Here is a 24,166-nt window from a genome sequence, read left to right as displayed (position 1 = left end):
TATTGCAATAAAGCATATAAATAAAAAAACCCCTCCATAGAGGGGTCAGTAGTTTGAAAACACATGAACCATGCCATTTGCTTCTACCGAGCAATAATCAGAGATAAAAAGATCGCGAGCAAATGCCTCACAATCAAAGTAATACATCAAATTATCAGGTATTGCATTGCTATAGCATTCCTCAAACAAATTCCAGGCAAAATCAACTTCTGAGTCATAGCTACCATGATATCGATCTCTTATCATGGTTTCTGCCTCTTCTAAATCGTACTCAGCTAATAATGCTGCTCCTAATTCCTCGTGTTCCATAATAAAGTCAGCATAAGCTACTACTGTTGAAATTGAGTCATATTCCTCAAGCCTAACATCACCAAATCCGTCAAAATCATGAATCGCAAATTCCTCTGCTCCTTCAATAGGGCTATTGGCCAGCATCTCTTGGATTTCATCTATCACATCACTTTCGCTTTGTGTAGCATCAATCCATTTGCCATATAAAATGCCGTTATTGTAAGAAGCTAAACAGGCTACATAAATTTGAGGTTTTTCCATAAAGTTAACTCCATTATTGTATGGAGCAGCCCCAGCGGGAGCATGCTCCCGCATTAGGTTAAAAAACTTCTTTTTTACTTGCTTTGAATACTCAAAAACTGAACTAAAAATTGAAATGATTTAAGACTCTTTAGTGAAAGAAATTAAAGACTCTAACTGACTCATATTCAGTTTAATGTTTCTGGTATCATCCTTTGATAAAGTTGATCGCAAACTTTGAAGGTCGTTAACACAACGTGATAACTCAATCAAAATATACTCAACCTTTATTGAAACAGAATTACTCTCTTGCATAGATACCTCCATGAATTGACAAGGAATATCTATCCCCTAAGAGATAAAAAATCCCTGTGGGGTCGCAAAAAGTCAACACATAGGTTGATTTGCCTGATTTTTAATGAAGTTATGCCGTGAAGCATTCCTGGGCTAAAGCCATGAACTTAATCCGTGAAATGAACCCTAATACTTCAGGTTCATAATTTCCCGACTAAACGTTCCGCCATTGAATTAGGGAAGAAGATGGCGTATTCACAAGACCTGTTGGTTTCGTCTGAATTTCGCAGACTCATCAGTTGTGTATCTTGATTCTAATCTCTATATAGGAAAAATCAACTACCCTTTGTAAGAATTATTAACTATTTTGTATTGAATTTTTAACCTAAAATTAAGCGAGATAACTTTTATGTGTTGCAACACATAAGACCTATTGTGGTTAGTAGGTGATTATGTGCAGTAGCCAAATAAAAACCTTATTTAACATGGAAGTAACCAAAAGTTACTGCACATAATATCCCATACTATTTCTGTTAGGCAGCCAAAGTGGCTGCTGTAAACTGCGGAGATAGTCATGAAACAAAATAATTCCACACCAAAGAAACCATCCCTGGATGAGCTCGTTTTTGGTGCATTAAGCCAGCTCCAATCACTACATTATAATGGGCGCTCGATACGTCGCTATCAATCAACTTGGAATCGCTTAATCAAATTTGCCAAACAGCACGATTATGAAGATAAGCTGACACAGAAATTGATCATCAAATTTCTGGATCATTATGGTATTAATTCAGAAGAATTAACTCGTAAAAAATCAGGTTGGCGCAAACATGCTGAATATAATTTAAAGATTCTTTGGCAATTTGCACGTTATGGCTATTTTGAACGAATTCATACGTTAATACTAAAGCTCAATATCCCACAAGACATGAAGAAGGTACTGAATGAGTATGTAAAATACTGCGAAGAAAAAAGATACATTGGCGAATATTGTATCAACGAGCGAATAAGGCAAGTTGGGATTCTGCTGGATTTTGTTGCAAAACAAGGTATCCAAACGTTCGAACAAATCCAACCACAACATTTATCTCTCTTTATTTGTTCACTATGGCGATTTAGTAATAGAACTGTTTCCAGGATTGTGTCTGATATTAGACAGTTCTTAAAGTACTTATTTTTGCGTGATTTTATTACACGGGATATTAGCAAGGCACTTCCGGCCGTTCATGTTCCACGCGATGCCAAGATTCCTTCTACCTGGGATAGAGACTTGATAGTTAAATTGTTATCAGCGGTTGATCGCAGCTCACCTAAAGGCAAACGAGATTATGCGATTCTTTTATTAGCTTGCCGATTGGGATTGAGAACTGGTGACATTCGTGATTTAACACTGGATCAAATTGATTGGGAAGCTGAGACGTTGTCTCTTATACAATCAAAAACACAACAACCGTTAATCTTACCTTTAACTGAGGAGGTAGGTAATGCGTTGATTGATTACATTCAACTTGGCAGACCTAAAACGCACTACCGACAAGTATTTCTGCGAATGGCGCCAAAGTCTGTGCCTTTTAGCAAAGGAGCTCGTTTGTATCAAGTCGTCAAATATTGGCGCGATTTAGCAGGCATTAAATTTAGAACAAAACAACATCAAGGGTTACATTCATTGCGACATAGTTTAGCAACCTATCTCTTGGAAGAAGGCACTCCGTTCCCTGTCATTTCTAATATCTTAGGTCATTCCTCAGCGATTAGTACGATGATTTACGCCAAGTCCAGTATCGAAATGTTACGCGAAGTTGCCATATCCTTAGAGGGGGTAAGCCATGTCCAACACATCTAATGATGTTGAATTTTATAGTCCTCTTGCACCACTGATTAAACAGTTTATCCAGGAAAAACGGGCTTGTGGTCTTCAATACAATGAAGCACCAAGAATATTAAATCACTTTGATCAGTTTCTCTGTCAAACAACCCTCAGAGAAATGACTTTGCCTGAAGATCTGGTGTTGCATTGGTTGGAGAAATTTCCAAAGGAGCAAGCCTCAACCCATCAGCGCCGCATTAGCTTAATTCGCCAACTGGCCAGCATGATGGTGAGACTAGGCTATCCAGCTTATATTGTACCTGTTCAATTTGGCACACCAAGAGATTATACCTTCTTGCCTTATATTTTTACACGAGAAGAAATCGGTAAGCTGATTCATGCAGCAGACCAAATTAAACCAACTGCAAAAACGCCATGGCGACATCTTGTTATGCCAGAAATTTTTCGTTTGCTATATAGCTGTGGCTTTCGCGTGAATGAAGTATTGAATTTGCGTGTAGGTGACGTGGATTTAACTCAAGGCGTTATCACGGTTCGCAAAGCGAAGCATGATAAAGATCGGTTGGTGCCACCAGCACTGGATATGGTTGAACGACTGAGAGTTTATTCTGAACAAATAGCTAACATTTTATTAGAAAAACAAACAAATGAGGCTTTCTTTTTTCCTTCATCAGGACAAACAGCTTTAAGTGAATCAGGAATTTATTTTCAATTCCGCAAGCTCCTGTATCAATGCAAGATACCGCACGCTGGTCGCGGCAAGGGACCCAGAGTCCACGATCTTCGTCATGCATTTGCAGTGCACCGGCTTATTCAATGGTATGAAGAAGGAGCTGATTTAAATGCAAAATTGCCTTTATTAGTTACTTATCTTGGTCATCAAGATTTTACAGGAACACAAAAATATCTGCATTTAACAGCAGAGTTATTCCCCAATTTGACTGAACGTATGAACAAACAATTTGGCGGTGTTTTACCGCGCTGGAGGTAATCATGAAACCCACTGACTTATCCATTCACTTAACTCATTTTTTAACTGACTATATTATTGGCAAACGTAATTTAAGTCCTAATACGGTTAAAGCCTATCGGGATGTATTTATTATACTCTTAAAGTTTTGCCGAGATATTAAAGGGATTCCATTAGAAAAACTGAGGCTTGAACATATTGACGTTGGTTTAGTTGAATCATTTCTGGATTATATTGAGAAAGAACGCCATTGCAAAATTTACACACTAAATCATCGTTTGGCGACGCTACATGCATTCTTCCGTTATCTTCAAGGGGAGTCACCTGAGCATTTATTTCAATGCCAAAAAATTATATCGATACCATTACGACGATTTGTACGCGAAACAGTTGGGTATCTGTCTAAAGATCACCTGACAGCGCTACTGGCTCAACCTGATTTAAGTACACAAGAAGGTCGACGTGATGCTGTGATATTAAGTGTACTTTATGATACAGGTGCTCGCGTGCAAGAATTAATTGACATTTCAGTCGGTGATTTGCGACTAACAAATCCTGCTCAAATTCGCATTTTTGGTAAAGGAAGAAAAGTACGTATCGTGCCATTGATGCAAAACACAGTTGAGCTTTTGCAAGGTTATTTACAGGAGCGTCAGCTAAACACACCTGATAAATTTACACATCCTTTATTTACAAGTCACCATGGAAAGCGTTTATCACGATCAGGGGTGCGCTATATTTTCCAGAAATATGTACAGCAGATGCGCCAACAACATACTGAGTTTAATCAGTCAATCAGTCCACATAGTTTGCGACATACTAAAGGCATGCATTTACTACAGGGTGGTGTTTCATTAGATATTATTCGTGATTTCTTAGGCCACGTTGATATTAAAACCACGGAAATCTATGCCAGAGCTAATCTTGAAATGAAACGTGCTGCCCTTGAGAAAGTCACACCAGGACCGATACCCAAATTACCATCATGGAAGGAAAATAAATCGTTGCTCAAATGGCTACAATCATTATAAGTCTAGGCAAGATGTACACTTTCGTAGTAGAGCTCATCCATTATTAAAATATTATGTGTAGTGATTTCGAAAACAGACATTGAAAAATAAAGAAAAATTAGTGGTACTGCACATAATATTCTACTAACCACAATAAATTTTTGTTATAGCTATACGAGAATGACCAAGTTCACGGCTTATTATTTCTCTAGCTCTGCGATCCCATTTTCGCTCTATTCCTTTGAGTTGCCTTGAAGTTAGACCTCCATCTATTGGACAAATAAGTCCTTTATTGTTTTTAGTATCAAATTGTTGCGTTAATTCACAATATCTTCTTTGCGCATAGGCATGTCGCAGGCCATGGCATTTACTTAATCCCATCAGTTTTATCTGCTTTTGATAATGACTAAGATGTTGTTTATAGGTTTTGTCTTTAGGTATTAATGATTGACCGGCAGGTATTTGTTGCATTGCTTTTGACAGCCATTGGCGTTGTTCTTCATTCGTAATATTTAGTGTTCTTCCAATTCCTCCTTTAGTCCAGCTTGGTTGGATTCTCAGACAATTACCTTGCCATGCTTCGCTAACTATCAATTTAATGGATTCTTCACGACGTAAGCCAAATAACGATTGTGCTTCAAGTGACAGGCGAATCAAAGGATCGGAACATTTACTAAAATCGGTTTGATGAATAGCTTTGTTATAAGTTGGCGCATAACTACGTCGGCTTATTTGATAGGTATCATTTCCAGGTTTAACGAGCTGAGGTTTATCCAGTAAAACACCTACTTTGCGTAATTTTGCCATGTAATTTTTGATAGTGGCGGTACTTTTGCCTTGAGCTTTCCATAGATCAACCAGAATATAAATATGTTTTGGCTTGAGACCATTAAGATGTCCCAATTTATATCCCTGCTCATGTAAATCCTTGATACATCGGTTTAGCATATGGCGCATATCGGCTTTGCTGGCAAAAGAATATCCTTTAATATTTTTAACGCATTCATTTATTGAGTAGTGGGCGCTTTTCAATTTTGATTTACTCATGGAGGTATGCCCATAAAGTATTGCGTGATTTAATCCCCATTTCATCCCGGATAAGCCAATCGGTTTGGTAGTTACCAAGGATAGGTAGAAGCTCTTTTTTTAATTGTTTTGCATAAAGATACCGGTAGGTTTTGTTTGTTGATAAATTCATAGCGCTTAATGCCATACGCCATTGCGAGAGGATATCGTCATAATCATGTAATTGAAGCAAGCATTGGTCACCCTGAGCGTAATTACTTAACTCAGAAAGAATAAGAGTTTGATTTTTAGTACGGAAAGGGATTGTTCTGTCTTCGGAATTAAAAGCTATTTCCCGAGTAATCCAGAGCATATCATCTTTCGTATGAACGCCAGGAATCACTTGAATTGCTTCGCTAAAGGTTAAACCAAACTGTGTCTGCATCCCCATAATAATTTTTGCAATTGGCCAGGTAATTTCAGCCCAGATCTCAGGGAGTATTTTTTTTACTTTTCGAGTATTACGTTGCCGGGATAATCCAAGGCTTTTATTGTCTATATCAGATAAAAGGCAATCCATGCCCTGTAAAAATCTTCTGATTGTGGTCATATAGTCCATTATTGTTGCCGGCTTAACTTTATTTTTCTGCCAGAATTCAATCAGCTTTTCTATATGGTGATTTTTTAGAACATGCCATGATGGTGGAACATTACCAATTAAAAACAAATCATCAATCATTTTATGAATGACGAACGTAAAATGTTTTTTATCCTTGAAGCTGCCCCGATTGTCCGTTTGTAAATATCGGTTGGCAGTCTGTCTCAAAGACTGTTTACGCATTTTTTCTACTCTAAAAGGTACTTGCCCTGATTTTGGTTTAGTGTTGATCGAGCGGCTCACTCAAAAGCGATACCAGGCTTGTGCCACTAGGCTCTAGTTGGGGGCAAATCAATCGTTATAAGGCAAACGATATTGCCGGTTTAAAACAGGTTTTTGTTGGTGTTTTTCTCCTTTTAAGTTTTAACAGATTAATGAATTGACAAAGCAAGGCTTTGCCCTGATTCCTAGTCATTACATAAGTGATGATGACAGTAAGTGTTTAAGTAGCTTACCCTGCTGAAAAGCAGATTATCCGTGAAGGGTTTCCCGACTTGAACGTCCAGCCACAGGGTTAGGGAACAAGATGGCTTAGCGTAAGACCATTAAGGTTTCGCCTGAACTTCCCAGGCTCATCAGTTACGCTTGATTAAAAACTATCAAAATGGTGCTTGCCAGGCAAGCGGTTTAATAAGAATATTTTGTCCTGTCGGATACTACCCGACAGGACAAAATTGTTGAATGTGTTGATTTTACTAGGTAAAACCAATGGTTGTGTTCTGCGTCACTGCACATAAATTGCAGTGACGCAGAAAACTCAAATTAGATTTTGTGGATCTAGGCCAGAATTTAGTTATACCTCTACTGTGAAAGCACCCCGTCAAACCAATGATAATAAGTCCAATCATACTCTAAAAAAATAGCTGGTTGCTGAGATAAAAAGAATTCAGCTTGGAATAAACGGGTCTATTCATCCAACCCCTAAATGGACTCCGCTCATTCTAATCGTATACTCATTTACTTCATCTACGATTTATCTTGCATTGAAATTGGCGGTTGCTGCCAGATGGAGAATACCAAAAAGCATTTTTCATCCTGTGTCTTTTGTTGTCCTGGGTGATTCTGGTGTTCAAATGACATTAGGCACGCTCCCTTTATTTCTGCAGCACATAAGTTCCTGGAGCAGAAGGCTTTGATTCATTGATTACAGGTGAAGGAATGCGCTTTGGAGTACCATGTTGCATCAACCAATCATGCCAGCCACACCACCATGAACCATCCTGTTTTTCTGCCAGATTTAACCAAGCAGGCGCATTAAGATAGGGCTCATCATTCTTATGTTCATGAATACGATAAGAATGTCCTGGGTGCCCTGGTTCGCTCACTATACCTGCATTATGACCTCCGCCTGTCAATACGAATGTGATATCGCCTTTGGTCATCAGGTGAACTTTATATACCGATTGCCAAGGAGCCACGTGGTCTTTTTCCGTACTCACAGCAAAAATCGGCAACTGAATATTTTCTGGTGCTACTGGCATACCTTCTACAGTAAAACGTCCTTCAGCAAAATCATTATTTAAAAATAATTGTTCAAGATATTCACTATGCATTTTGTATGGCATCCTCGTGGCATCCGCATTCCATGCAGTCAAATCAATCATACCGCGAGTCATGCCATGCATGTAGTCTTGAATCATTTTAGACCAAATAAGATCGTAAGTGCGAAGCATCTGGAATGATCCTGCCATTTGTTTTGTATCCAGGTATCCCTGCTCCCACATCATATTTTTAAGAAAGGATATTTCACTTTCCGTAGCAAATAACATCAATTCTCCCGCTTCCGTGAAATCCCCTTGTGCCGCAAGTAATGTGAGGCTATTTAAACGTTCATCACCGTCTCGTGCCATTGCGGCTGCTGTAATCATGGCTAATGTGCCACCTAAGCAATAGCCCATCAAATTAATTTTTGCCTCAGGCATAAGAGTAGATACCTCATCAATTGCTGCCATGGCACCTTGTCGATAATAATCGTCCATTCCTAAATCACGATCTCTACTGTCCGGATTACGCCAAGAAATAATAAACACTGTGTGTCCTTGACTAACGAACCAATTCACCAGCGAATTATGAGGAGATAAATCAAGAATATAATATTTCATAATCCAGGCAGGTATTATTAATATAGGTTCTTTAAACACCGTCTTAGTCTGCGGTTCATACTGAATTAATTCAATCAAATGATTCTTAAACACAACCCTTCCTGGAGTAATGGCTACTTTCTTACCCGGGATAAACTGTTCAGCACCAACAGGTGGTCTGCCAAATATCTTTTCAATCAGTTCACCAACAGCGATCTCCGTACCTTGCACAAGATTTATGCCTCCTGAATGAATCGTTTCATAAAACAGATCGGGATTAGTGAGAACAAAATTAGAAGGTGATAGTGCATCCAGAATCTGTCGTACGCAAAATGAAACAGTACGCTCTACTTGAGGAGGTAGACCTGGAACCTTAGTCGTGGCACGTCGCCACCAATCTTCAACTTGGAGGAAACCCTCAGCCCACAAACGCCAGGGCATGTATTGCCAGCTATCTTTATGAAATCGAACATCCTTTCCCCCTGCAGCACGTTCAACACATAAAACATTATTAATGCAATCATTCGCATGTACTGCAGGATAAGCTGCTAACTCCAAGAGGAGTCCAGGCGACTGTTCCAATTGAACAAGCCAAGAAAAGAAGGCAATTCTTAGAGCCGAGGGACTCATGCCTCCGGTCGTCTTGGCTAGATTTGCCTGAAAAATTTGATTAAGTAAGTTAAAAAAGTTATCTGGCTCCTCTAAATCAGTAAGCGAACAACAGGGCATAGGGATATTTATTGCTTTAGATTTTCCCTTGGATGTTGATGTCATAACATTGGAGTTGCATTTTTTCCCTGGTACATTCATGGTCACTATCCTTGGTGTAGTGATGAGGCAGGATTGTAGGCTTTTTTTGACTGAATGATTACATCAGTGTTTTACTAAATTCCATCCCTATAATCTCGCCTGAGGCAGAAAATTCGTGCCCCCAAATTTAATGAATCTGCCTAAAAGTATAGTATATCTATAACTGCTACTTATTCTTGAACGCGTGTTTTTCGATTTGTTTTAGTATGTCCTCAAGGTAATCCATCTGTAATTCTTGTATTTCAAGCATTCTTTTATATTGATGCATCATCATATGATCCATCTTCTCATCCAATAATCGAATCTCAAGCTCCGCTTTTAGATTCACTTTATAATCGTATTCTCCTCTTTTTCTATCTTTTTCTTCTAATCTATTTTGGCTCATTATAATAATAGGTGCCTGGATGGCTGCTAAACAGGATAATATTAGGTTAAGTAGAATAAAAGGATAAGGATCAAATGGATTGATTGTTAACAACCAAACATTTATCCCTACCCATAGCGTTATAATTAAAAAAAACAAGATAATAAATGTCCAACTGCCTGCAAATTTAGCAAAAAGATCAGCAAGCTTTTGTCCAAAAGTTAATTTCTTTTCGAGATATTCGATATTTTTTGAAAGAAATTTATTTTTGAAAATTGCGTCTACAACCTCGCTTTCAAGTGTGTTTAATTCCCCCGTTTCTTTCTTGATCAAACGTGCCAAATAGATTTTTCGATAGTGATTAAGCTCTTCAACCGAAATATAGGAGTCATAATTGAAATCAGGATGATCCTTTTTAATCAGTTTAAATAATTCTTTTCGTATAAAATCGCCACGATGACCTTCATCAGGCTTGAGTGGTTTCTTAGTGATATGACATATTATATTGCTCATTATTTTCACACTTTTTAAGAAAGTTAAACTATGGCATCTTATCTTGCCCCTTCATATCGACTTGCCAGCGCCACATCACATAAATCACGGGAATAACGATTAAGGTCAGTAATAAAGCCGAGAATACGCCACCCACCATAGGTGCAGCCAGTCTTTTCATTACATCAGCCCCAATGCCTGTAGCCCACATAACCGGTAATAAACCCAATATGTTGGCTAATCCGGCCATAGCCATAGGACGAATACGCGATACCGCACAAAGCTGTACTGTTTGAATTAAATCAGGCAATGTGTTTAGTAACCCTTTTGCCTTCTTTTCATTGTAATCTGAATCAAGATAAGCCAGCATGACTGCACTGGTTTCAGCAGCAACACCGGCTAAAGCAATCATCCCAACCCATACTGCGATACTCATGTTATACCCTAATAGAAGAAGCAACAAGAATCCGCCAAATAGTGCAAAAGGAACACCGAGCATCACCATCAAAGTCTCTGCAACACTGCGGAAGGTAAAATAGAATAAAATGAAAATAATCGCTAAAGTGAGCGGTACAAAAATTTTTAAACGTTCATAAACTCGTTGCATAAATTCATATTGGCCGGACCAGGCAAGGGTATAACCTGGAGGCAATTTAATTTTTGTTTTCACTTGTTGTTTTAAGTCTTCAACATAACTACCAATATCTCGGTCACTGATATCTATAAAGACATAACCCGCCAACATCCCATTCTCATCACGAATCATGGCAGGGCCTGAACGAAAAGTTAACGTGACTAATTGGGCAATAGGCACTTCAGCACCACTGGGTGTTTTAACCAAAATACGATTTAATTTATCAGGATCATCACGTAGCTCTCGTAAATAACGTACATTAATTGGATAGCGCTCGCGACCTTCAATGGTGGTCGCAATATTCTCACCGCCGACTGCCGATTCAATAATGCGATTAACATCCATAATGGTCAAACCATAACGAGCCAGTTGATCGCGATTGATTTCAAAATCAAGAAAATAACCTCCTGCAACTCGTTCTGCGTAAGTCGTTCGTGTTCCAGGCACTTCTTTGGCAAGCATTTCAATTTCTTTACCAATGGTTTCAATTTTCTTTATGTCTGGACCAAAAATTTTAATCCCTAGGGCGGTGCGAATTCCTGTAGTGAGCATGTCATTGCGTGCTTTAATAGGCATTGTCCACGCGTTGCTTACACCCGGAAATTGCAATGATTTGTCCATTTCGGCGATCAAACTTTCATAAGTCACCCCTTTACGCCAAGACCCCTTAGGCTTTAACTCCACAATCACTTCCATCATATTAAATGGTGATGGATCGGTGGATGTTTCAGCGCGTCCCGTTTTTCCAAAAACATTGTCGACCTCGGGAAATGCCTTTAATTTTTTATCCATTTCTTGAAGCAAGGCTGAGGCTTGCGTCACAGAAATCCCGGGTAAAGTGACTGGCATGTATAAAATAGTACCTTCATAAAGAGGTGGCATGAACTCAGTGCCAATCATTTTATAGAGAGGGATAGTAGATAATCCAACCAGCACCGCAATCACCATGACAAAATTACGATGTTTTAAGGCTAATTTTAAAACGGGAGCATAGATTTTTTGCAAGAAACGAGTAATCGGATGTTTTTGTTCGGGGATAATTCGTCCACGCACCAAAATGGGTAATAACATCGGGATTAAGGTAATGGCTAACAACGCACTCATGAAAATAGCTAAATTTTTAGTATAAGCTAAGGGGGAAAATAACCGACCTTCTTGTGCTTCCAAGGTAAAAACAGGCATGAAGGAAATCGCTATAACCAGCAGCGATGAAAAAATAGCCGGCCCTACTTCCTTAGCAGAATTAATTAAAACCCGGGTACGATCACCCTGACTCCCTGATGCCTCCCAATCTGCTAATCGTTTATGAGCATTATCGACCATGATAATGGCAGCATCCACCATATCCCCAATGGCCACGATAATACCGCCAATCGACATGATGTTAAGACCAATATTGAAAAAATAAATGGGAATAAACGAAATTAAAATCGCAAGTGGCAAGGTAATAATCGGAATTAAAGCAGAACGGAAATGTCCCAAAAACACAATGATTAATAGGCCAACTACAATAAGCTCTTCAATCAGATTCCAATTGGCTGTTGAGATTGCCTCACGTATGAGGTTACTGCGGTCATAAACAGGGACTATCTTAATACCCTCAGGAATTGCAGAGGCCAATTCTTTCAGTTTTGTCTTTATCCGATGCAATACCTCCAACACATCTTCGCCAAAGCGCATAATGACAATACCGCCGACTGTTTCCCCTTGGCCGTTTAAATCAACTACCCCACGTCGCATGTCCGAACCAAGCTGAACGGTCGCCACATCACGTAACAAAATGGGTGTTCCATTCGCATTGATACCCACCGCAATTTTTTCAATATCATTCGTTGATTTAATGTAACCTCGTCCACGAATCATGTATTCCACACCTGAGAACTCAATAACGCGTCCCCCAGTGTCATTATTGCTCATGCGAATTTTTTCAATTATTTCGGGGATTGACAGGTTATAGGCGAGTACTTTAACCGGATCTAAATTGATTTGATATTGCTTGACAAAGCCACCCACACTGGCCACTTCAGATACACCAGGAACGCTTCTTAACCAATAGCGTAAATACCAATCTTGAAAAGTACGTAATTCCGCTAAATTGTGCTTTCCTGATTCATCGACCAAGGCATATTGATATATCCAGCCTACAGGTGTCGCATCAGGTCCTAATTGAGGGGTCACCCCTTCAGGCAATTTTCCTGCCAGTTGACTCATGTACTCCAAGACACGAGAACGCGCCCAATAAATATCTGTTCCGTCTTTAAAAATGATGTAAACGTAAGAAAATCCAAAATCAGAAAAACCACGCACCGCAACCACATTGGGTGCCGATAAAAGAGCGGTCACAATGGGGTAAGTCACTTGATCTTCCATGAGATCGGGAGAGCGACCCATCCAGGTGGTATACACGATGACTTGGGTGTCCGAAATATCAGGCAGAGCATCCATGCGGGTATTTTTTAAAGCCAACCAGCCCATTAAGGAAAATCCCAGCACGAAGAGCAACACAATAAATCGATTGCGTGCACAAAACTCAATGATTCGCTCAACCATAAAATCCCTTTTTATTAATGTTGCATACCACCCATTGCTGCTTTTAACTGGCTTTCAGAGTCAATCAGGAAGTTTGCTGAAGTAATAACCTTTTCTCCTTCCTTGATTCCTTGCTTTATTTCAATCAAATCCCCTGCTCGAACGCCCAACGTTACATTTCTCCATTCAATTTTACCATTACCATGATAGATAAAAATTACCGCTCGCTCACCAGTGAGTAACACTGCATTTTTATTTACAACGAGAAGCTTGCCTAACGGGATTTTTAATTCCAAATTGACATACATACCTGGCTTTAATTGTTCACCTTGATTGTCAACCTCAAACCGAACTTTAGCGGTACGTGTTTTCATATCCACCGTGGGATAAATAAATTTAAGCTTGGCCTTAAATAACTTATTTGGCAAATAGGTCAGTGTCACATCAGCCGTTTGTCCAACCTGAATATAAGGCAATTCATATTCATAAATATCCCCTAAAATCCATAAGTGGGACAAATCAGCAATCGTATACAGCTCATCCCCAGGCTCAATGCGCATTCCTGCAAGCGCCATTTTCTTAATCACCGTACCTTGGATTGGTGAATCAATGGTCATCGTTCTTGTCACTTTGCCCGTGCGTTTAAGTTGCTCAATTTCTTTTTCAGAAATTCCCCATAACAAAAGCCTTTGATAAGCAGCTTGAAAAGCACCCTGGGCACCTGTTGCAGCTTTTGACGTTGCATTTTTACCTAAGATTTTTTGAGCATGCAGGGCAAGTAAGTATTCTTGTTGAGTTGAAACTAAATCGGGGCTATACACAGTAAAAAGCGCTTGCCCTTGCTTCACCTGTTCGCCAGTAAAATTGACGAATAATTGTTCTATCCAGCCATCAAAGCGCACATGAACATGTGCTACAAGTCGCTCATCAGCTTCAATACGTCCTACAGTGCGAATCGATTTATTGACCATTTGAGAAGATGCAGACTCAGATGTTATGCCAATGGATTGCAAACGCACAGGATCGATAACAATCTCATTCTTCGACGTGGACTGATTCATATCCATCGTGCCATGTTCATCGTTTGTTCCTTGGGCATGAGTTACTTGCAAAATAACCAAGAAAATAGGAATGAGAGCGAACTGTTTAATCACTATAAAATTCATAAGAAAGTCCCTGTGGTTTCTTCTATCTGAGTAATTGCCTTTTCATGTTGAACAATTTCACTTTGTAATTCCAATTCATTCTCTTGCAAGGTTAATAAATTATTGAGTAAGGTTAGAAAGTCCACTTTTCCAACACCATAAGTCGCTTGCGAAGAAGTAAAGGTTAATGTGGCTTGAGGAATAATGGTGTATTGAATCAATTGAATTAATTGCCCAGAGCGTTGAGCCAATAGATAGGCATTTTTCACCTGAAATGAAAGCATTTGGTAGGTAGTATGGAGATCTTCTATATCGGCATTGTAGCGAGCAAGTGATTCCCTTACTTCGTTATTTTGTTTTTGCATAAAATAAAGGGGGACCGTTGCTTTCAGCAAGACTTGATAGCCTTTGGTGTGCATTGCCGTATCATGCAACCGCCCTCCTTCGATTTCAACATCAGGAAAATAATCCATTTTACTTAATTGAACACCCTGACGACCTTTTTCTACATTTCTTTGTTGCATTTTTAACTGTGGCGAGCGGCGTTTAAGCAGTGCATCAAAATGTTTTATATCGTATCGCATGGACGTTACGGACAAAGATGAAGGGGTGTTAATGGAAATATCCAGGGAACGGTTTAAAAGACGATTAATGTCGGCCTCTAGTGAAGCTCTTTCTTGCCTTAATATCACCAAGCGCATGAGAAGGCGTGAAATTTCGGTTTGTGCTCGAAAAACATCTTGCTGCGGTGTCTTGCCAACGCTGTAATTGGTACGTGCACTTTGTTCCATATCTTCAAGAAGGAGTTGATTTTTTTGCAATATATCAATCGATTTATTAGCAAAATAAAGGTCATAATAAATTCGTTTTAGTTGTGCAATAACGGCTAAGCTGGTTGCTTGATAATCTGCCGCAGCTCGTTTTGCCTCAAGCGTTGCTATCCGTCCTCGGACCACCAACTTCCCAGGGAAAGGAATTTCTTGACTACCGCCAAGCATTTGCTCTTTTCTCGGATCTACGTCTCCAGGAATATTACCAGACATGTTAATGTAACCAGCATTAAGCATGGGGTCAGGCAGCGCACGCGCTTGTGGAATAGCATGGTTAGCTGCCAACCAACGATCACGCGCAGCCTTAATTTGGGGATTACATCTCATGGCTTCCTGGATGAGCGCAGATAACATGTGTGAAGGCTTCGCATGGACTACTAAAGAACCAATAGAAATATTGACTAATACAATAGCGATGTAGCACCAAACGATTTTTTTAAAATTAAAACGCCTCATTGGATTTCTTCCTTAACAATTTTTGAGTTTCCAATACTAATAAAGGAATCATCCCTAAAACCACCCAAAGTAGGCACTGCGTTAATGAGACAGCGCTAATCCCAAAAATAGCTTGTAACATTGGAATATGATGGATCAATAACTGCAGTGAAAAACTGATACCCACAACAAAAAACAATCGTATATTTGAAAAAAAACCGAGTTGCCAAATTGTTTTTGTCCGACTGCGGGCACCAAACGCGCGCAAAAGATTCGCAATCACTAATACTGAAAATGCGGCATCTTGCGCCTGTATCAAATCACCATTTACTAAGTACTCATAGCCAAAAATGCTTAGTACGACTAAGGAGGTTAGAAATCCAATAAAAGCCACACGACCTAGAAAAAATGCATCCATAAATGGCTTTTCAGGATCTCTTGGAGGACGATTAAGTGTTCCCGGCTCTGTCATTTCAGTGGCCAGAGCAATTCCAGGTAGTCCATCCGTGACTAAGTTAATCCAAAGTAATTGAACAGGTAATAAAGGCAAGGGCCATCCTATTAACAAGGCCACAAATACTATCAGTAATTCACTGGCATTCCCTGCTAATAAATAAGCAAGTGTTTTTGATATATTGTCATAAATTGTACGACCTTCCTCAATGCCCGCTACGATGGAAGTAAAACTATTATCCATTATAATCACATCTGCTGCTTCCTTGGTCACTGCAGTACCTGTTTTTCCCATCGCAAGGCCAATTGATGATTCTTTTAATGCAGGCGCGTCATTGACCCCATCACCAGTCATTGCAACAATCTTTTGATTTTTTTTCCAGGCACGAATGATTTTTAATTTATGCTCAGCAGACACCCTGGCATAGACTGCAATTTCTGTGACGCATTTCAGAAACTCATCATCGGACATTTTATCAAGCTCGACACCTGTTATTAATCGATCTCCAGCATTTAAAATACCAAGCTCTTCAGCAATTGCTTTTGCCGTATTCGGGTGATCGCCTGTGATCATCACGGGTTTTATCCCAGCTTGTTTGCACCGACTAACCGAGTCTTTTACATCTGCATGGGGTGGATCTTGTAATCCGACAAGTCCTAAAAAAACCAGATTATTTTCGATGTCCTCGTCGGCTATTTTACTAGATGAGAACTCTAATCGACGCTCTGCAAAAGCCAAAAGTCGTAATGCTTCACTTGCCATTAATTGACAGGATTGTTGCATACGAGCTCGATCATTAGATGTCATTTCTTTTATTCCATCGTGCGTCAATAGATGGGTGCAGCGCTCCAAAAGAATTTCCGGAGCCCCTTTTACAAAAGCAAATAATTGATCAGCCTCTCGACATAAAACTGTCATGCGTTTACGTTCGGAATTAAAAGGCAGTTCTCTGACACGAGTAAAAGTGGATGTTAGTTCATCACGCCAAAATCCAACTTTAGCAGCTGCAATCAATAGTGCAATTTCGGTCGGATCGCCCACAGCAGACAATTGATTGTTTTCCAAAGTCAGCTCAGCGTTATTGCAGGCAACGGCTGCGCGCAGGGCGGTCTTTAATAAATTATCTTCTGAGATTTTAATTGGTTGACTTTGACGGGTAAAATGACCTGTCAAGTTATAACCTTCGCCAACAATATTATAAATACCCTCAGCGGTAATAAGTTTTCGTGCTGTCATTTCCCCAACCGTTAACGTTCCGGTTTTATCAGTACATATAATTTGTAGACAGCCCATTGTTTCAACTGCAGATATTCGCCTTACTAATACAGCACGTCGTACCATACGTTGCACACTTAATGCCAAAGCAACAGTCACCACAGCAGTTAATCCTTCAGGGATGGCTGCAACTGCCAAGCTGATTGAACTCATAAATAATTTAAAAACTGGAATATTGCGAAATAACCCTAATATAAAAATTAAAATGACAATCGAAAAACAAATAGATAATAAATAAGAGCTAACTTGATTTAATCTCTTTTGTAAGGGTGTCTCATCGCGTGAAGCTTCGCCTAGCATCAAAGCAATATGCCCCATTTCAGTCTGCATTCCGGTAGCTACCACAATGGCGCGCCCAGTGCCATTTGCAACCGCAGTTCCCATAAATACCATGTTTTTTCGATCAGCCAATGGCGTTTCTGCAGGACAGGAATTAATATTTTTCGCTATAGGTAATGATTCCCCGGTCAATGATGCTTCGTTTATTTTTAATGATGACAAGTCGATAAGACGTGCATCTGCTGCAATTAAATCACCACTTTCAAAAAGGATAAGGTCCCCAGGCACAATATCAGGAGTAGGAACCATCTTCGCATGCCCATCACGTAATACAGTGGCTTTTGGAGCGGCCATTTGTTGTAATGCTAAAATAGCGCGATCTGCTCGATATTCTAAAACAAAGCCAATGACAGCATTTAGTGCAACGATGGCAAAAATAGCAATCGCATTTACCTTCTCCCCGAGTAATAATGAAATAATGGCTGATCCTAGAAGTACCCAAATAACTAAACTATTTAATTGTCGTATAAAAATTATTAGGGGAGACGTTTTTTTTTGTTTGGTCAATAAATTAGGGCCTGATTCCATTAATCGCCGCTCAGCTTCAATTTGAGTTAATCCTTGGGACAAATCCATTTTGAAACCAGCAGCGATATCCTGGGATGTTCTTTCATGCCATATTTGTGTCATTGCATCTATCCTTTGCATTCAATTTATCCATTTTTAGCTAGCAAAATATAAAGAGACATCGGCAACAAACAATTGCGCCTATTTCATCCTATGCGTAGACGATATTTATCACATAATTATCTGCAAAGACAGATAACCTCCTGTTCTAATTAATAATAAGCGAGAACTTATGTCTCGTCTAATTAGAATAAATTGAAGTTATCTGAACTCTGGTATTTATCGAACTAAACAACGAGCATCATGGTATGTGATCAATACCTGCATTTTAATCTGGTTCCTCAAAGAACGCTTCAAATAAATTGGTCATAAAATCATTATGAGTTGTTCTGACTGACTCATACACATCCCTTATCATCTGATCTGTTTTTAAGATCGCTGCCACCTGCTATTCTTCAGCGATTTGCTTTAATTGGTCGACTTAATAATTCGATTGATTTCATTATTGGATTAATTTTTTCCAAAAAAACACAATGACCTATCGCATAGGATAGGTTTGCTCGATCCATCAGGATACTCCTTACGGTTAATAATGTAATCCTGGCCTTAACCCTATGATTGAGTGTACAATAGTGCCCAAATACACCCGCTATACACACTATAACATGGAGTTATCAGCATGAAAAATACAAGGATAGTCGCACTTATTTTTGCTTCATTAACCCTAATCAGTCTCTCTTCCATGTTAGGTGCCTGTCATACATCGACACACAATTCTGAGGCAACTCAAGATGGTTACGGCGGAGCTGGTGGACATGGAGGAGGACATGGTGGCATGGGTGGAGGAGGTCACTAATGTGACTTTATTGAAGAACAAATTGCCTGAATACGATCTAGCATGCTCATCAATAGAAAGTTCAAGCTATTCTAAATTGCTGTCTTAAGGTGGCAATATTATTAATCGATGTTCTTGATAGTGCTGGTTCAATTTTTATCATCTGATGCAAATAAATAGTGTTGACATATTGCAGATATTAAACCAAACCCCTAAAATTTAAGGATTGAAAAAATGTCAGACAAAATTCGTGGTAAAGTAAAATGGTTTAATGAAAGCAAAGGCTTTGGCTTTATCGAAAGCAGTGGTAAAGATTACTTTGTTCACTTTAGCGCAATTCAAAACAGTGGATTTAAAACCCTTCCCGAAGGGGCGAAAGTACTGTTTAAAGCGGGCAAAGGACCAAAAGGACCGCAAGCAGAAGACGTTGAACTCATTAAATAACCTATTATTTTGATTTCTCCTATTACCTTCAGTGAAAGAGGGTACTGGACAAGAACAATATGTACTGTAGTAAATCAACTGGTTTTGCATTGTGAGCCAGTCAACATCAAAGAGGGATAGCGATGTATAAACGGATTGCGTTGGTAACTGGGGGTATGGGGGGTATTGGAACAGCGATTTGCCAAGAAATGCACCATATGAATTATCAAGTGGTTGCCTGCTATTTCAAAGGCGGCAATCATGATTTGGCAAGAGATTGGCAACAAAAACAATTCCATCAGGGATTTGATATCGACATTGCCTATGCAGACATTTCGTCATTCAAAGATTGTGAACAATTAACGGATTTGGTTATTGAACAATATGGGAAAGTCGATGTGCTCGTCAACAATGCAGGCGTTACTCAGGATGCCACATTGAAAAAAATGACTGAAATGCAATGGCAAAACGTCATTAATGCCAATTTAAACAGTGTTTTTAATATGTCTAAAACGGTATTATCCAGCATGCTGGATAATGCTTATGGGCGCATCATCACCATTTCTTCCGTTAATGGCCGCAAAGGGCAGTTTGGCCAATGCAATTATTCGGCAAGTAAATCAGCTCTTTACGGATTCACGATGAGTCTAGCTCAGGAGGTAGCAAAAAAAGGCATCACGGTGAATACCATCTCCCCAGGTTATATTAAAACCGAAATGCTCTCATCCATGCGAGAAGACATCTTAGATACCATCGTTGCCCAAATTCCGGTTGGACGCTTGGGACAGCCACAAGAAATTGCTCGATTAGTCACTTTCCTTGCAGATGAACAAAGTGGATTTATTACGGGAGCTAATTTTGATATCAATGGCGGCCAATACATGTAGCGGCTGACTTTGAATGAAATTGTATCTTTATCGCCACATTAGGGTCGGAGCAGATAAAACGTGTAGAATACCTCTGCACTTCAAAGTGCGATGACAAAATAATAAAGAATAATGAGGGAACATATGACCTATATGAGGGATTCTTGGCTGTTTAAAATAAACACTGTAAACCTTTTTAAAGTTATTTTTATTGTTATTTTATTCTTTCTAGGAATAAATGCCTATGCAGGCACGGAATCCTATCATATTCAATATCATAAAGATTCCAAAATTAAAACCCCGTCATTAGCCAATATCGAACTATTAATCGAGCTCCATCGCGGTGGAAATTCAATAGGAAGACTCACGCCAAAAACCAATGACACTCAGGACATACAAATTGATAACATCTATGGGGAAAATTTAATTATTCACATTCTATCCATCAATAATGATGGCAAGAGAATAAGATGCTGGGGTGTATCAACACCCAAAACAAGCACGATTGAAATAAAGTGTGGTAAATAAAGTTGCCAATAACTAGCACCATGTGTTTATAAATAGTGCTATTACAATAATGAGTTAGATAATGATACAGTTTGTTTTAGTATTGTCTCAACAATCACTTTATTTCATTGCAAGGAGCATTGATATGCAAACGGCCAGACTCTTTAAAGCAGTTATTGGGTTAGTGACCTTAGTTAGCTCAATACTTCTGTTTACCTCTTGTGCCACATCCACAACGACCAATAATTCACCCAGTGTTTCTCGAACTTATGAAGGACATAACAGTGGAGGAAAAGGTTGGCATTAATACTCATTATCTGGTCTGTCTTTTGCTCTTTATGGTCGGTTGGATACCGTTATGCTAGAATGTTACGTTAGGATAATACATTGAAAAAACAATAAGGAGATTTCATTATGTTTAAACGGAATGCGTTAATTCTATTTGCAGCATGCAGTTTGATTGCCACACCACTCTTTGCCGATGATATGAATGGTATGGGAATGCAAAGCAATACTCAGCAGTCAGCCCCAACACAAGAAGAAATGAAGCAAATGCAAGAAGCACTAAAACAAATGCAAGACATGCATAATAAGCTCATGAACGCTAAAACAACAGAAGAAAAGAAATCATTAATGCAAACTCAAATGCCAATGATGCAAAAAGACATGAAGATGATGCAACATATGGGTGATGATGCAGCAAAAAATCCAGAAATGATGGAACAACGCATGAAGATGATGCAAATGATGATGGACATGATGCAAACGATGATGGATCGCAAAATGATGGAATGCCCAATGATGAAAATGGAATAAATTCTCTTTTTAAAGCACTATAGTGCAATATAATCTAATCACAGGTGGCTCTCATTAACCTGGTTTTCTAGAGAGTCATCTTGTTACACTTGGATTATCAGTAGTTACATTTAACTCTAATTATTCAGAAAAGACCTGTTTCATCGAGTCTTTTAAAAGAGCGATTTCGTATATTATTAATATCTAATGACACGGGGATGGTAGTTTCAATCCATTAGACTTCAATCTGGCTTTGCTTTTTAGAGGCAACCCTTGTTGAATGTGATTAGCATTTTGATGTCTATTTTTTAAATTCTGTTCTACAAAAGTTTTGTACTTCGTACACTGAAGTGGACAATATAGAGAACACCTAACATGAGTCTCGGATGACCCTGGGAAATTATGGATAAAAATGCAGCAGTTACTCACCGTAGTGAAAAACCAATTGGCAGGATAGTCGAAATCAATGGTCCTGTTGTAAAAATATACTGTGATAGTTTACCTCCTTTGCATCAGTCTCTTAAAACCTATATCGATAGCGATGAATATGTTTTAGAAGTGTGTCAGCATCTTGATCAACATCATGTGAGAGCCATAACTCTCCACCGCGCTACTGGATTACAACGGGGATTAACCGTCTATGATCAAGGCACCCCATTGCAAATTCCAGTTTCTCCAGAGTGCTTGGGGCGACTTTTAACTATTTTTGGTGAGCCTTTAGATGGTGGCTCACCATTAGAAACCCATGAATATCGCGATATTCTAGCAAATCCTGCAGCCATTGAAATGATGACCACTCAAGAAAACGTTCTTGAGACAGGAATTAAAGTGATCGATTTACTGTGTCCCTTCGTCAAAGGGTGTAAAACGGGTTTGTTTGGCGGCGCAGGAGTCGGAAAAACGATACTGCTGATGGAATTGATGCATGCCATTATTCAATTACATCAAGGCACCTCCGTTTTTGCAGGCATTGGTGAACGTATTCGCGAAGGACACGAATTGTGGCATGAGATGAAATCAGCTGGGGTGATGGATAAAACCCTAATGGTATTTGGTCAAATGGATGAATCACCCGGAGTGCGTTTTCGCACCGGATTATCGGCATTAACATATGCTGAATATTTGCGTGATACATTGGGACATGAGGTTCTTTTTCTTGTTGATAATATTTATCGTTTTGTACAAGCAGGCAGTGAAATTTCAGGACTTCTAGGCAGAATGCCTGCCAGTGTCGGTTATCAACCCACATTAATGACCGAGATAGCAGAACTTGAAGAGCGCATTACGTCTACCGCCAAAGGAGCGATTACTTCCGTACAAGCGGTTTACGTTCCAGCAGATGATATGAGCGATCCTGCCGTTACTGGAATCATTACTCATTTGGATTCCATCATCGTGCTCTCCCGATCACAGGCCAGCAAAGGCATTTATCCTGCAGTGGATCCATTAGCTTCCAAGAGTAAATTTATGGATAAAATCGTGCTGGGAGAACGACATTATTCGATTGCGCAAGCCGTACGAGAACACCTAGAGCGTTATCAAGAATTAGAAGACATCATTTCCATGATGGGGATTGAAGAGCTTTCTCCTAAAGACCGTGATATGGTATTAAGAGCTCGCAAATTGCAACGCTATCTTTCGCAGCCCTTTCATGTGACCAAACAACAAACAGGTATTGAAGGAGAGTCCGTTTCCTTAGAGGACACATTAGCAGATTGTGAATCGCTCATCAAAGGCGATTACGATGAATTGACGGAAGATCAATGCTATATGATAGGTACTATGAAAAAGAGGAGATAAATACTGCCATGGCGAGTTTTGATCTGCATCTGCAGAGTTCGACACACTATGAAACAATTCCTCATGTGGTCAGTTTTGTTGGTGAGGATGCTTCTGGACAATTTGGTCTCTTGGCTCACCATGCCCGGATGATGACTTGCTTGAAGTTTGGTTTGGCGTGGTTTCGTTATGAAAATAATGATACTGAATATTTAGCACTACCAAAGGCCGTCCTTTATTTCAATGAAAATCAATTATACATCGCTACAAGACAGTATTTTCGCAATAGAGATTATCAAGCAATACAAATGACCATAGAGAACGAATTACAGATGGAAGAAAAAAACCTTCTGGGCATCAAAGAAAGCTTGCAGCGTTTGGATGAAGAAATGGTAAAACGTCTATGGGAATTAAAACGGCAGAATACCTATGGAACTTAAAAAGTCAAACAAGGAACTGAAACAACAGGTGGCATTGAACGTCAAAAAAATGGATAAGGCCAAAAAGGCGAAGTCCACTTTATTGGCGCAAACTGCTTATCTGGGTACACTGGGTTTCGTTTTTATTCTCCCCATCATTGCAGGAGCGTACCTGGGGGTCTGGTTAGATGAACGACTAAAGGGGTATTCTATTAGCTGGACAATCAATTTAATCCTTGTCGGCGTGATTATTGGTGCAGTGAATGTGTATCTCTTGATTAAGGAATAGCC

Annotated in this window: 21 protein-coding genes; 12 read left to right on the top strand and 9 right to left on the bottom strand. The window is 39.4% G+C overall.

The window, feature by feature from the left end:
* Positions 1 to 45 precede the first annotated feature (45 nt).
* A complete protein-coding gene (locus G543_RS0114985) occupies positions 46 to 552 on the bottom strand; it encodes an antirestriction protein ArdA (protein WP_028385242.1) in 507 nt (168 codons plus the stop codon).
* A gap of 847 nt (positions 553 to 1,399) precedes the next feature.
* Here G543_RS0114985 and G543_RS0114975 point away from each other — a divergent pair.
* The 3 genes from G543_RS0114975 to G543_RS0114965 are packed head-to-tail and all read left to right on the top strand — an operon-like array spanning position 1,400 to position 4,654.
* Positions 1,400 to 2,668 (top strand): site-specific integrase, encoded by a 1,269-nt coding sequence (locus tag G543_RS0114975; protein ID WP_035922519.1) that lies wholly within the window; start codon positions 1,400 to 1,402, stop codon positions 2,666 to 2,668.
* Positions 2,652 to 3,644, top strand: coding sequence for a tyrosine-type recombinase/integrase (locus G543_RS0114970; RefSeq protein WP_028385240.1), 993 nt, complete (start codon positions 2,652 to 2,654; stop codon positions 3,642 to 3,644). The genes G543_RS0114975 and G543_RS0114970 overlap by 17 nt, the downstream gene beginning before the upstream one ends.
* Positions 3,645 to 3,646: 2 nt before the next feature.
* A complete protein-coding gene (locus G543_RS0114965) occupies positions 3,647 to 4,654 on the top strand; it encodes a site-specific integrase (RefSeq protein WP_028385239.1) in 1,008 nt (335 codons plus the stop codon).
* Positions 4,655 to 4,777: 123 nt separating this feature from the next.
* Here the strand turns inward: G543_RS0114965 and G543_RS0114960 are convergent, their stop codons facing one another.
* The 8 genes from G543_RS0114960 to G543_RS0114920 all read right to left on the bottom strand — a co-directional run bounded on the left by G543_RS0114960 (position 4,778) and on the right by G543_RS0114920 (position 18,314).
* The gene (locus G543_RS0114960) at positions 4,778 to 5,680 is read right to left on the bottom strand and encodes an integrase domain-containing protein (RefSeq protein ID WP_028385238.1); all 903 of its coding nucleotides are present in this window, start codon (positions 5,678 to 5,680) and stop codon (positions 4,778 to 4,780) included.
* A complete protein-coding gene (locus G543_RS0114955) occupies positions 5,673 to 6,479 on the bottom strand; it encodes a phage integrase N-terminal domain-containing protein (protein ID WP_028385237.1) in 807 nt (268 codons plus the stop codon). The genes G543_RS0114960 and G543_RS0114955 overlap by 8 nt, the downstream gene beginning before the upstream one ends.
* A 911-nt stretch (positions 6,480 to 7,390) precedes the next feature.
* Positions 7,391 to 9,187: a PHA/PHB synthase family protein gene (locus tag G543_RS0114945; protein WP_028385236.1), complete on the bottom strand. Its 1,797-nt coding sequence runs from the start codon at positions 9,185 to 9,187 to the stop codon at positions 7,391 to 7,393.
* Between the two features lie 166 nt (positions 9,188 to 9,353).
* A complete protein-coding gene (locus G543_RS0114940) occupies positions 9,354 to 10,064 on the bottom strand; it encodes a DUF1003 domain-containing protein (protein ID WP_028385235.1) in 711 nt (236 codons plus the stop codon).
* A gap of 28 nt (positions 10,065 to 10,092) precedes the next feature.
* Positions 10,093 to 13,227, bottom strand: coding sequence for an efflux RND transporter permease subunit (locus tag G543_RS0114935; protein WP_028385234.1), 3,135 nt, complete (start codon positions 13,225 to 13,227; stop codon positions 10,093 to 10,095).
* A 14-nt stretch (positions 13,228 to 13,241) separates the two neighbouring features.
* Positions 13,242 to 14,372, bottom strand: coding sequence for an efflux RND transporter periplasmic adaptor subunit (locus tag G543_RS0114930; protein ID WP_028385233.1), 1,131 nt, complete (start codon positions 14,370 to 14,372; stop codon positions 13,242 to 13,244).
* Complete coding sequence (locus G543_RS0114925) at positions 14,369 to 15,637, bottom strand: TolC family protein (protein WP_028385232.1); 1,269 nt, start codon at positions 15,635 to 15,637, stop codon at positions 14,369 to 14,371. Before G543_RS0114925 ends, G543_RS0114930 begins: the two co-directional genes overlap by 4 nt.
* Positions 15,624 to 18,314, bottom strand: a complete 2,691-nt coding sequence (locus G543_RS0114920) for a cation-translocating P-type ATPase (protein WP_028385231.1) — start codon at positions 18,312 to 18,314, stop codon at positions 15,624 to 15,626. The genes G543_RS0114925 and G543_RS0114920 overlap by 14 nt, the downstream gene beginning before the upstream one ends.
* Before the next feature lie 616 nt (positions 18,315 to 18,930).
* Between G543_RS0114920 and G543_RS19215 the strand changes: the two genes are divergently transcribed.
* The 9 genes from G543_RS19215 to G543_RS0114870 all read left to right on the top strand — a co-directional run bounded on the left by G543_RS19215 (position 18,931) and on the right by G543_RS0114870 (position 24,164).
* Positions 18,931 to 19,107, top strand: coding sequence for a hypothetical protein (locus G543_RS19215; protein ID WP_165481842.1), 177 nt, complete (start codon positions 18,931 to 18,933; stop codon positions 19,105 to 19,107).
* Positions 19,108 to 19,320: 213 nt separating this feature from the next.
* A complete protein-coding gene (locus tag G543_RS0114905) occupies positions 19,321 to 19,530 on the top strand; it encodes a cold-shock protein (protein WP_028385230.1) in 210 nt (69 codons plus the stop codon).
* A gap of 122 nt (positions 19,531 to 19,652) precedes the next feature.
* The gene (phbB, locus tag G543_RS0114900; RefSeq protein WP_028385229.1) at positions 19,653 to 20,396 is read left to right on the top strand and encodes an acetoacetyl-CoA reductase; all 744 of its coding nucleotides are present in this window, start codon (positions 19,653 to 19,655) and stop codon (positions 20,394 to 20,396) included.
* A 132-nt stretch (positions 20,397 to 20,528) separates the two neighbouring features.
* Positions 20,529 to 20,903: a hypothetical protein gene (locus tag G543_RS18120; RefSeq protein ID WP_035922545.1), complete on the top strand. Its 375-nt coding sequence runs from the start codon at positions 20,529 to 20,531 to the stop codon at positions 20,901 to 20,903.
* A gap of 124 nt (positions 20,904 to 21,027) precedes the next feature.
* Entirely contained in the window at positions 21,028 to 21,189 is a 162-nt protein-coding gene (locus G543_RS19210) for a hypothetical protein (protein WP_165481841.1), read from the top strand.
* 107 nt (positions 21,190 to 21,296) lie between these two features.
* Positions 21,297 to 21,698 carry a hypothetical protein gene (locus tag G543_RS0114885; RefSeq protein ID WP_028385228.1) on the top strand — a complete coding sequence of 134 codons (402 nt, stop codon included), beginning with the start codon at positions 21,297 to 21,299 and terminating at the stop codon, positions 21,696 to 21,698.
* Positions 21,699 to 22,079: 381 nt separating this feature from the next.
* Complete coding sequence (atpD, locus tag G543_RS0114880) at positions 22,080 to 23,477, top strand: F0F1 ATP synthase subunit beta (protein ID WP_028385227.1); 1,398 nt, start codon at positions 22,080 to 22,082, stop codon at positions 23,475 to 23,477.
* A gap of 8 nt (positions 23,478 to 23,485) precedes the next feature.
* The gene (locus G543_RS0114875) at positions 23,486 to 23,896 is read left to right on the top strand and encodes a F0F1 ATP synthase subunit delta/epsilon (protein WP_028385226.1); all 411 of its coding nucleotides are present in this window, start codon (positions 23,486 to 23,488) and stop codon (positions 23,894 to 23,896) included.
* Positions 23,886 to 24,164 (top strand): AtpZ/AtpI family protein, encoded by a 279-nt coding sequence (locus G543_RS0114870; protein WP_028385225.1) that lies wholly within the window; start codon positions 23,886 to 23,888, stop codon positions 24,162 to 24,164. Before G543_RS0114875 ends, G543_RS0114870 begins: the two co-directional genes overlap by 11 nt.
* Positions 24,165 to 24,166: the final 2 nt, after the last annotated feature.

Origin of the sequence: Legionella moravica DSM 19234, assembly GCF_000423305.1 — a bacterium.
GTDB classification, from domain to species: domain Bacteria; phylum Pseudomonadota; class Gammaproteobacteria; order Legionellales; family Legionellaceae; genus Legionella; species Legionella moravica.
The sequence above is the reverse complement of the archived record's forward strand: the minus strand, read 5'-3'. Positions and strand labels throughout refer to the sequence as shown.

Bases quoted from the DNA above. Each gene is read 5' to 3' on its own strand.
- G543_RS0114985 (WP_028385242.1), bottom strand. From the start codon at position 552: ATGGAAAAACCTCAAATTTATGTAGCCTGTTTAGCTTCTTACAATAAC.
- G543_RS0114975 (WP_035922519.1), top strand. From the start codon at position 1,400: ATGAAACAAAATAATTCCACACCAAAGAAACCATCCCTGGATGAGCTC.
- G543_RS0114970 (WP_028385240.1), top strand. From the start codon at position 2,652: ATGTCCAACACATCTAATGATGTTGAATTTTATAGTCCTCTTGCACCA.
- G543_RS0114965 (WP_028385239.1), top strand. From the start codon at position 3,647: ATGAAACCCACTGACTTATCCATTCACTTAACTCATTTTTTAACTGAC.
- G543_RS0114960 (WP_028385238.1), bottom strand. From the start codon at position 5,680: ATGAGTAAATCAAAATTGAAAAGCGCCCACTACTCAATAAATGAATGC.
- G543_RS0114955 (WP_028385237.1), bottom strand. From the start codon at position 6,479: ATGCGTAAACAGTCTTTGAGACAGACTGCCAACCGATATTTACAAACG.
- G543_RS0114945 (WP_028385236.1), bottom strand. From the start codon at position 9,187: ATGAATGTACCAGGGAAAAAATGCAACTCCAATGTTATGACATCAACA.
- G543_RS0114940 (WP_028385235.1), bottom strand. From the start codon at position 10,064: ATGAGCAATATAATATGTCATATCACTAAGAAACCACTCAAGCCTGAT.
- G543_RS0114935 (WP_028385234.1), bottom strand. From the start codon at position 13,227: ATGGTTGAGCGAATCATTGAGTTTTGTGCACGCAATCGATTTATTGTG.
- G543_RS0114930 (WP_028385233.1), bottom strand. From the start codon at position 14,372: ATGAATTTTATAGTGATTAAACAGTTCGCTCTCATTCCTATTTTCTTG.
- G543_RS0114925 (WP_028385232.1), bottom strand. From the start codon at position 15,637: ATGAGGCGTTTTAATTTTAAAAAAATCGTTTGGTGCTACATCGCTATT.
- G543_RS0114920 (WP_028385231.1), bottom strand. From the start codon at position 18,314: ATGACACAAATATGGCATGAAAGAACATCCCAGGATATCGCTGCTGGT.
- G543_RS19215 (WP_165481842.1), top strand. From the start codon at position 18,931: ATGAAAAATACAAGGATAGTCGCACTTATTTTTGCTTCATTAACCCTA.
- G543_RS0114905 (WP_028385230.1), top strand. From the start codon at position 19,321: ATGTCAGACAAAATTCGTGGTAAAGTAAAATGGTTTAATGAAAGCAAA.
- phbB (WP_028385229.1), top strand. From the start codon at position 19,653: ATGTATAAACGGATTGCGTTGGTAACTGGGGGTATGGGGGGTATTGGA.
- G543_RS18120 (WP_035922545.1), top strand. From the start codon at position 20,529: ATGAGGGATTCTTGGCTGTTTAAAATAAACACTGTAAACCTTTTTAAA.
- G543_RS19210 (WP_165481841.1), top strand. From the start codon at position 21,028: ATGCAAACGGCCAGACTCTTTAAAGCAGTTATTGGGTTAGTGACCTTA.
- G543_RS0114885 (WP_028385228.1), top strand. From the start codon at position 21,297: ATGTTTAAACGGAATGCGTTAATTCTATTTGCAGCATGCAGTTTGATT.
- atpD (WP_028385227.1), top strand. From the start codon at position 22,080: ATGGATAAAAATGCAGCAGTTACTCACCGTAGTGAAAAACCAATTGGC.
- G543_RS0114875 (WP_028385226.1), top strand. From the start codon at position 23,486: ATGGCGAGTTTTGATCTGCATCTGCAGAGTTCGACACACTATGAAACA.
- G543_RS0114870 (WP_028385225.1), top strand. From the start codon at position 23,886: ATGGAACTTAAAAAGTCAAACAAGGAACTGAAACAACAGGTGGCATTG.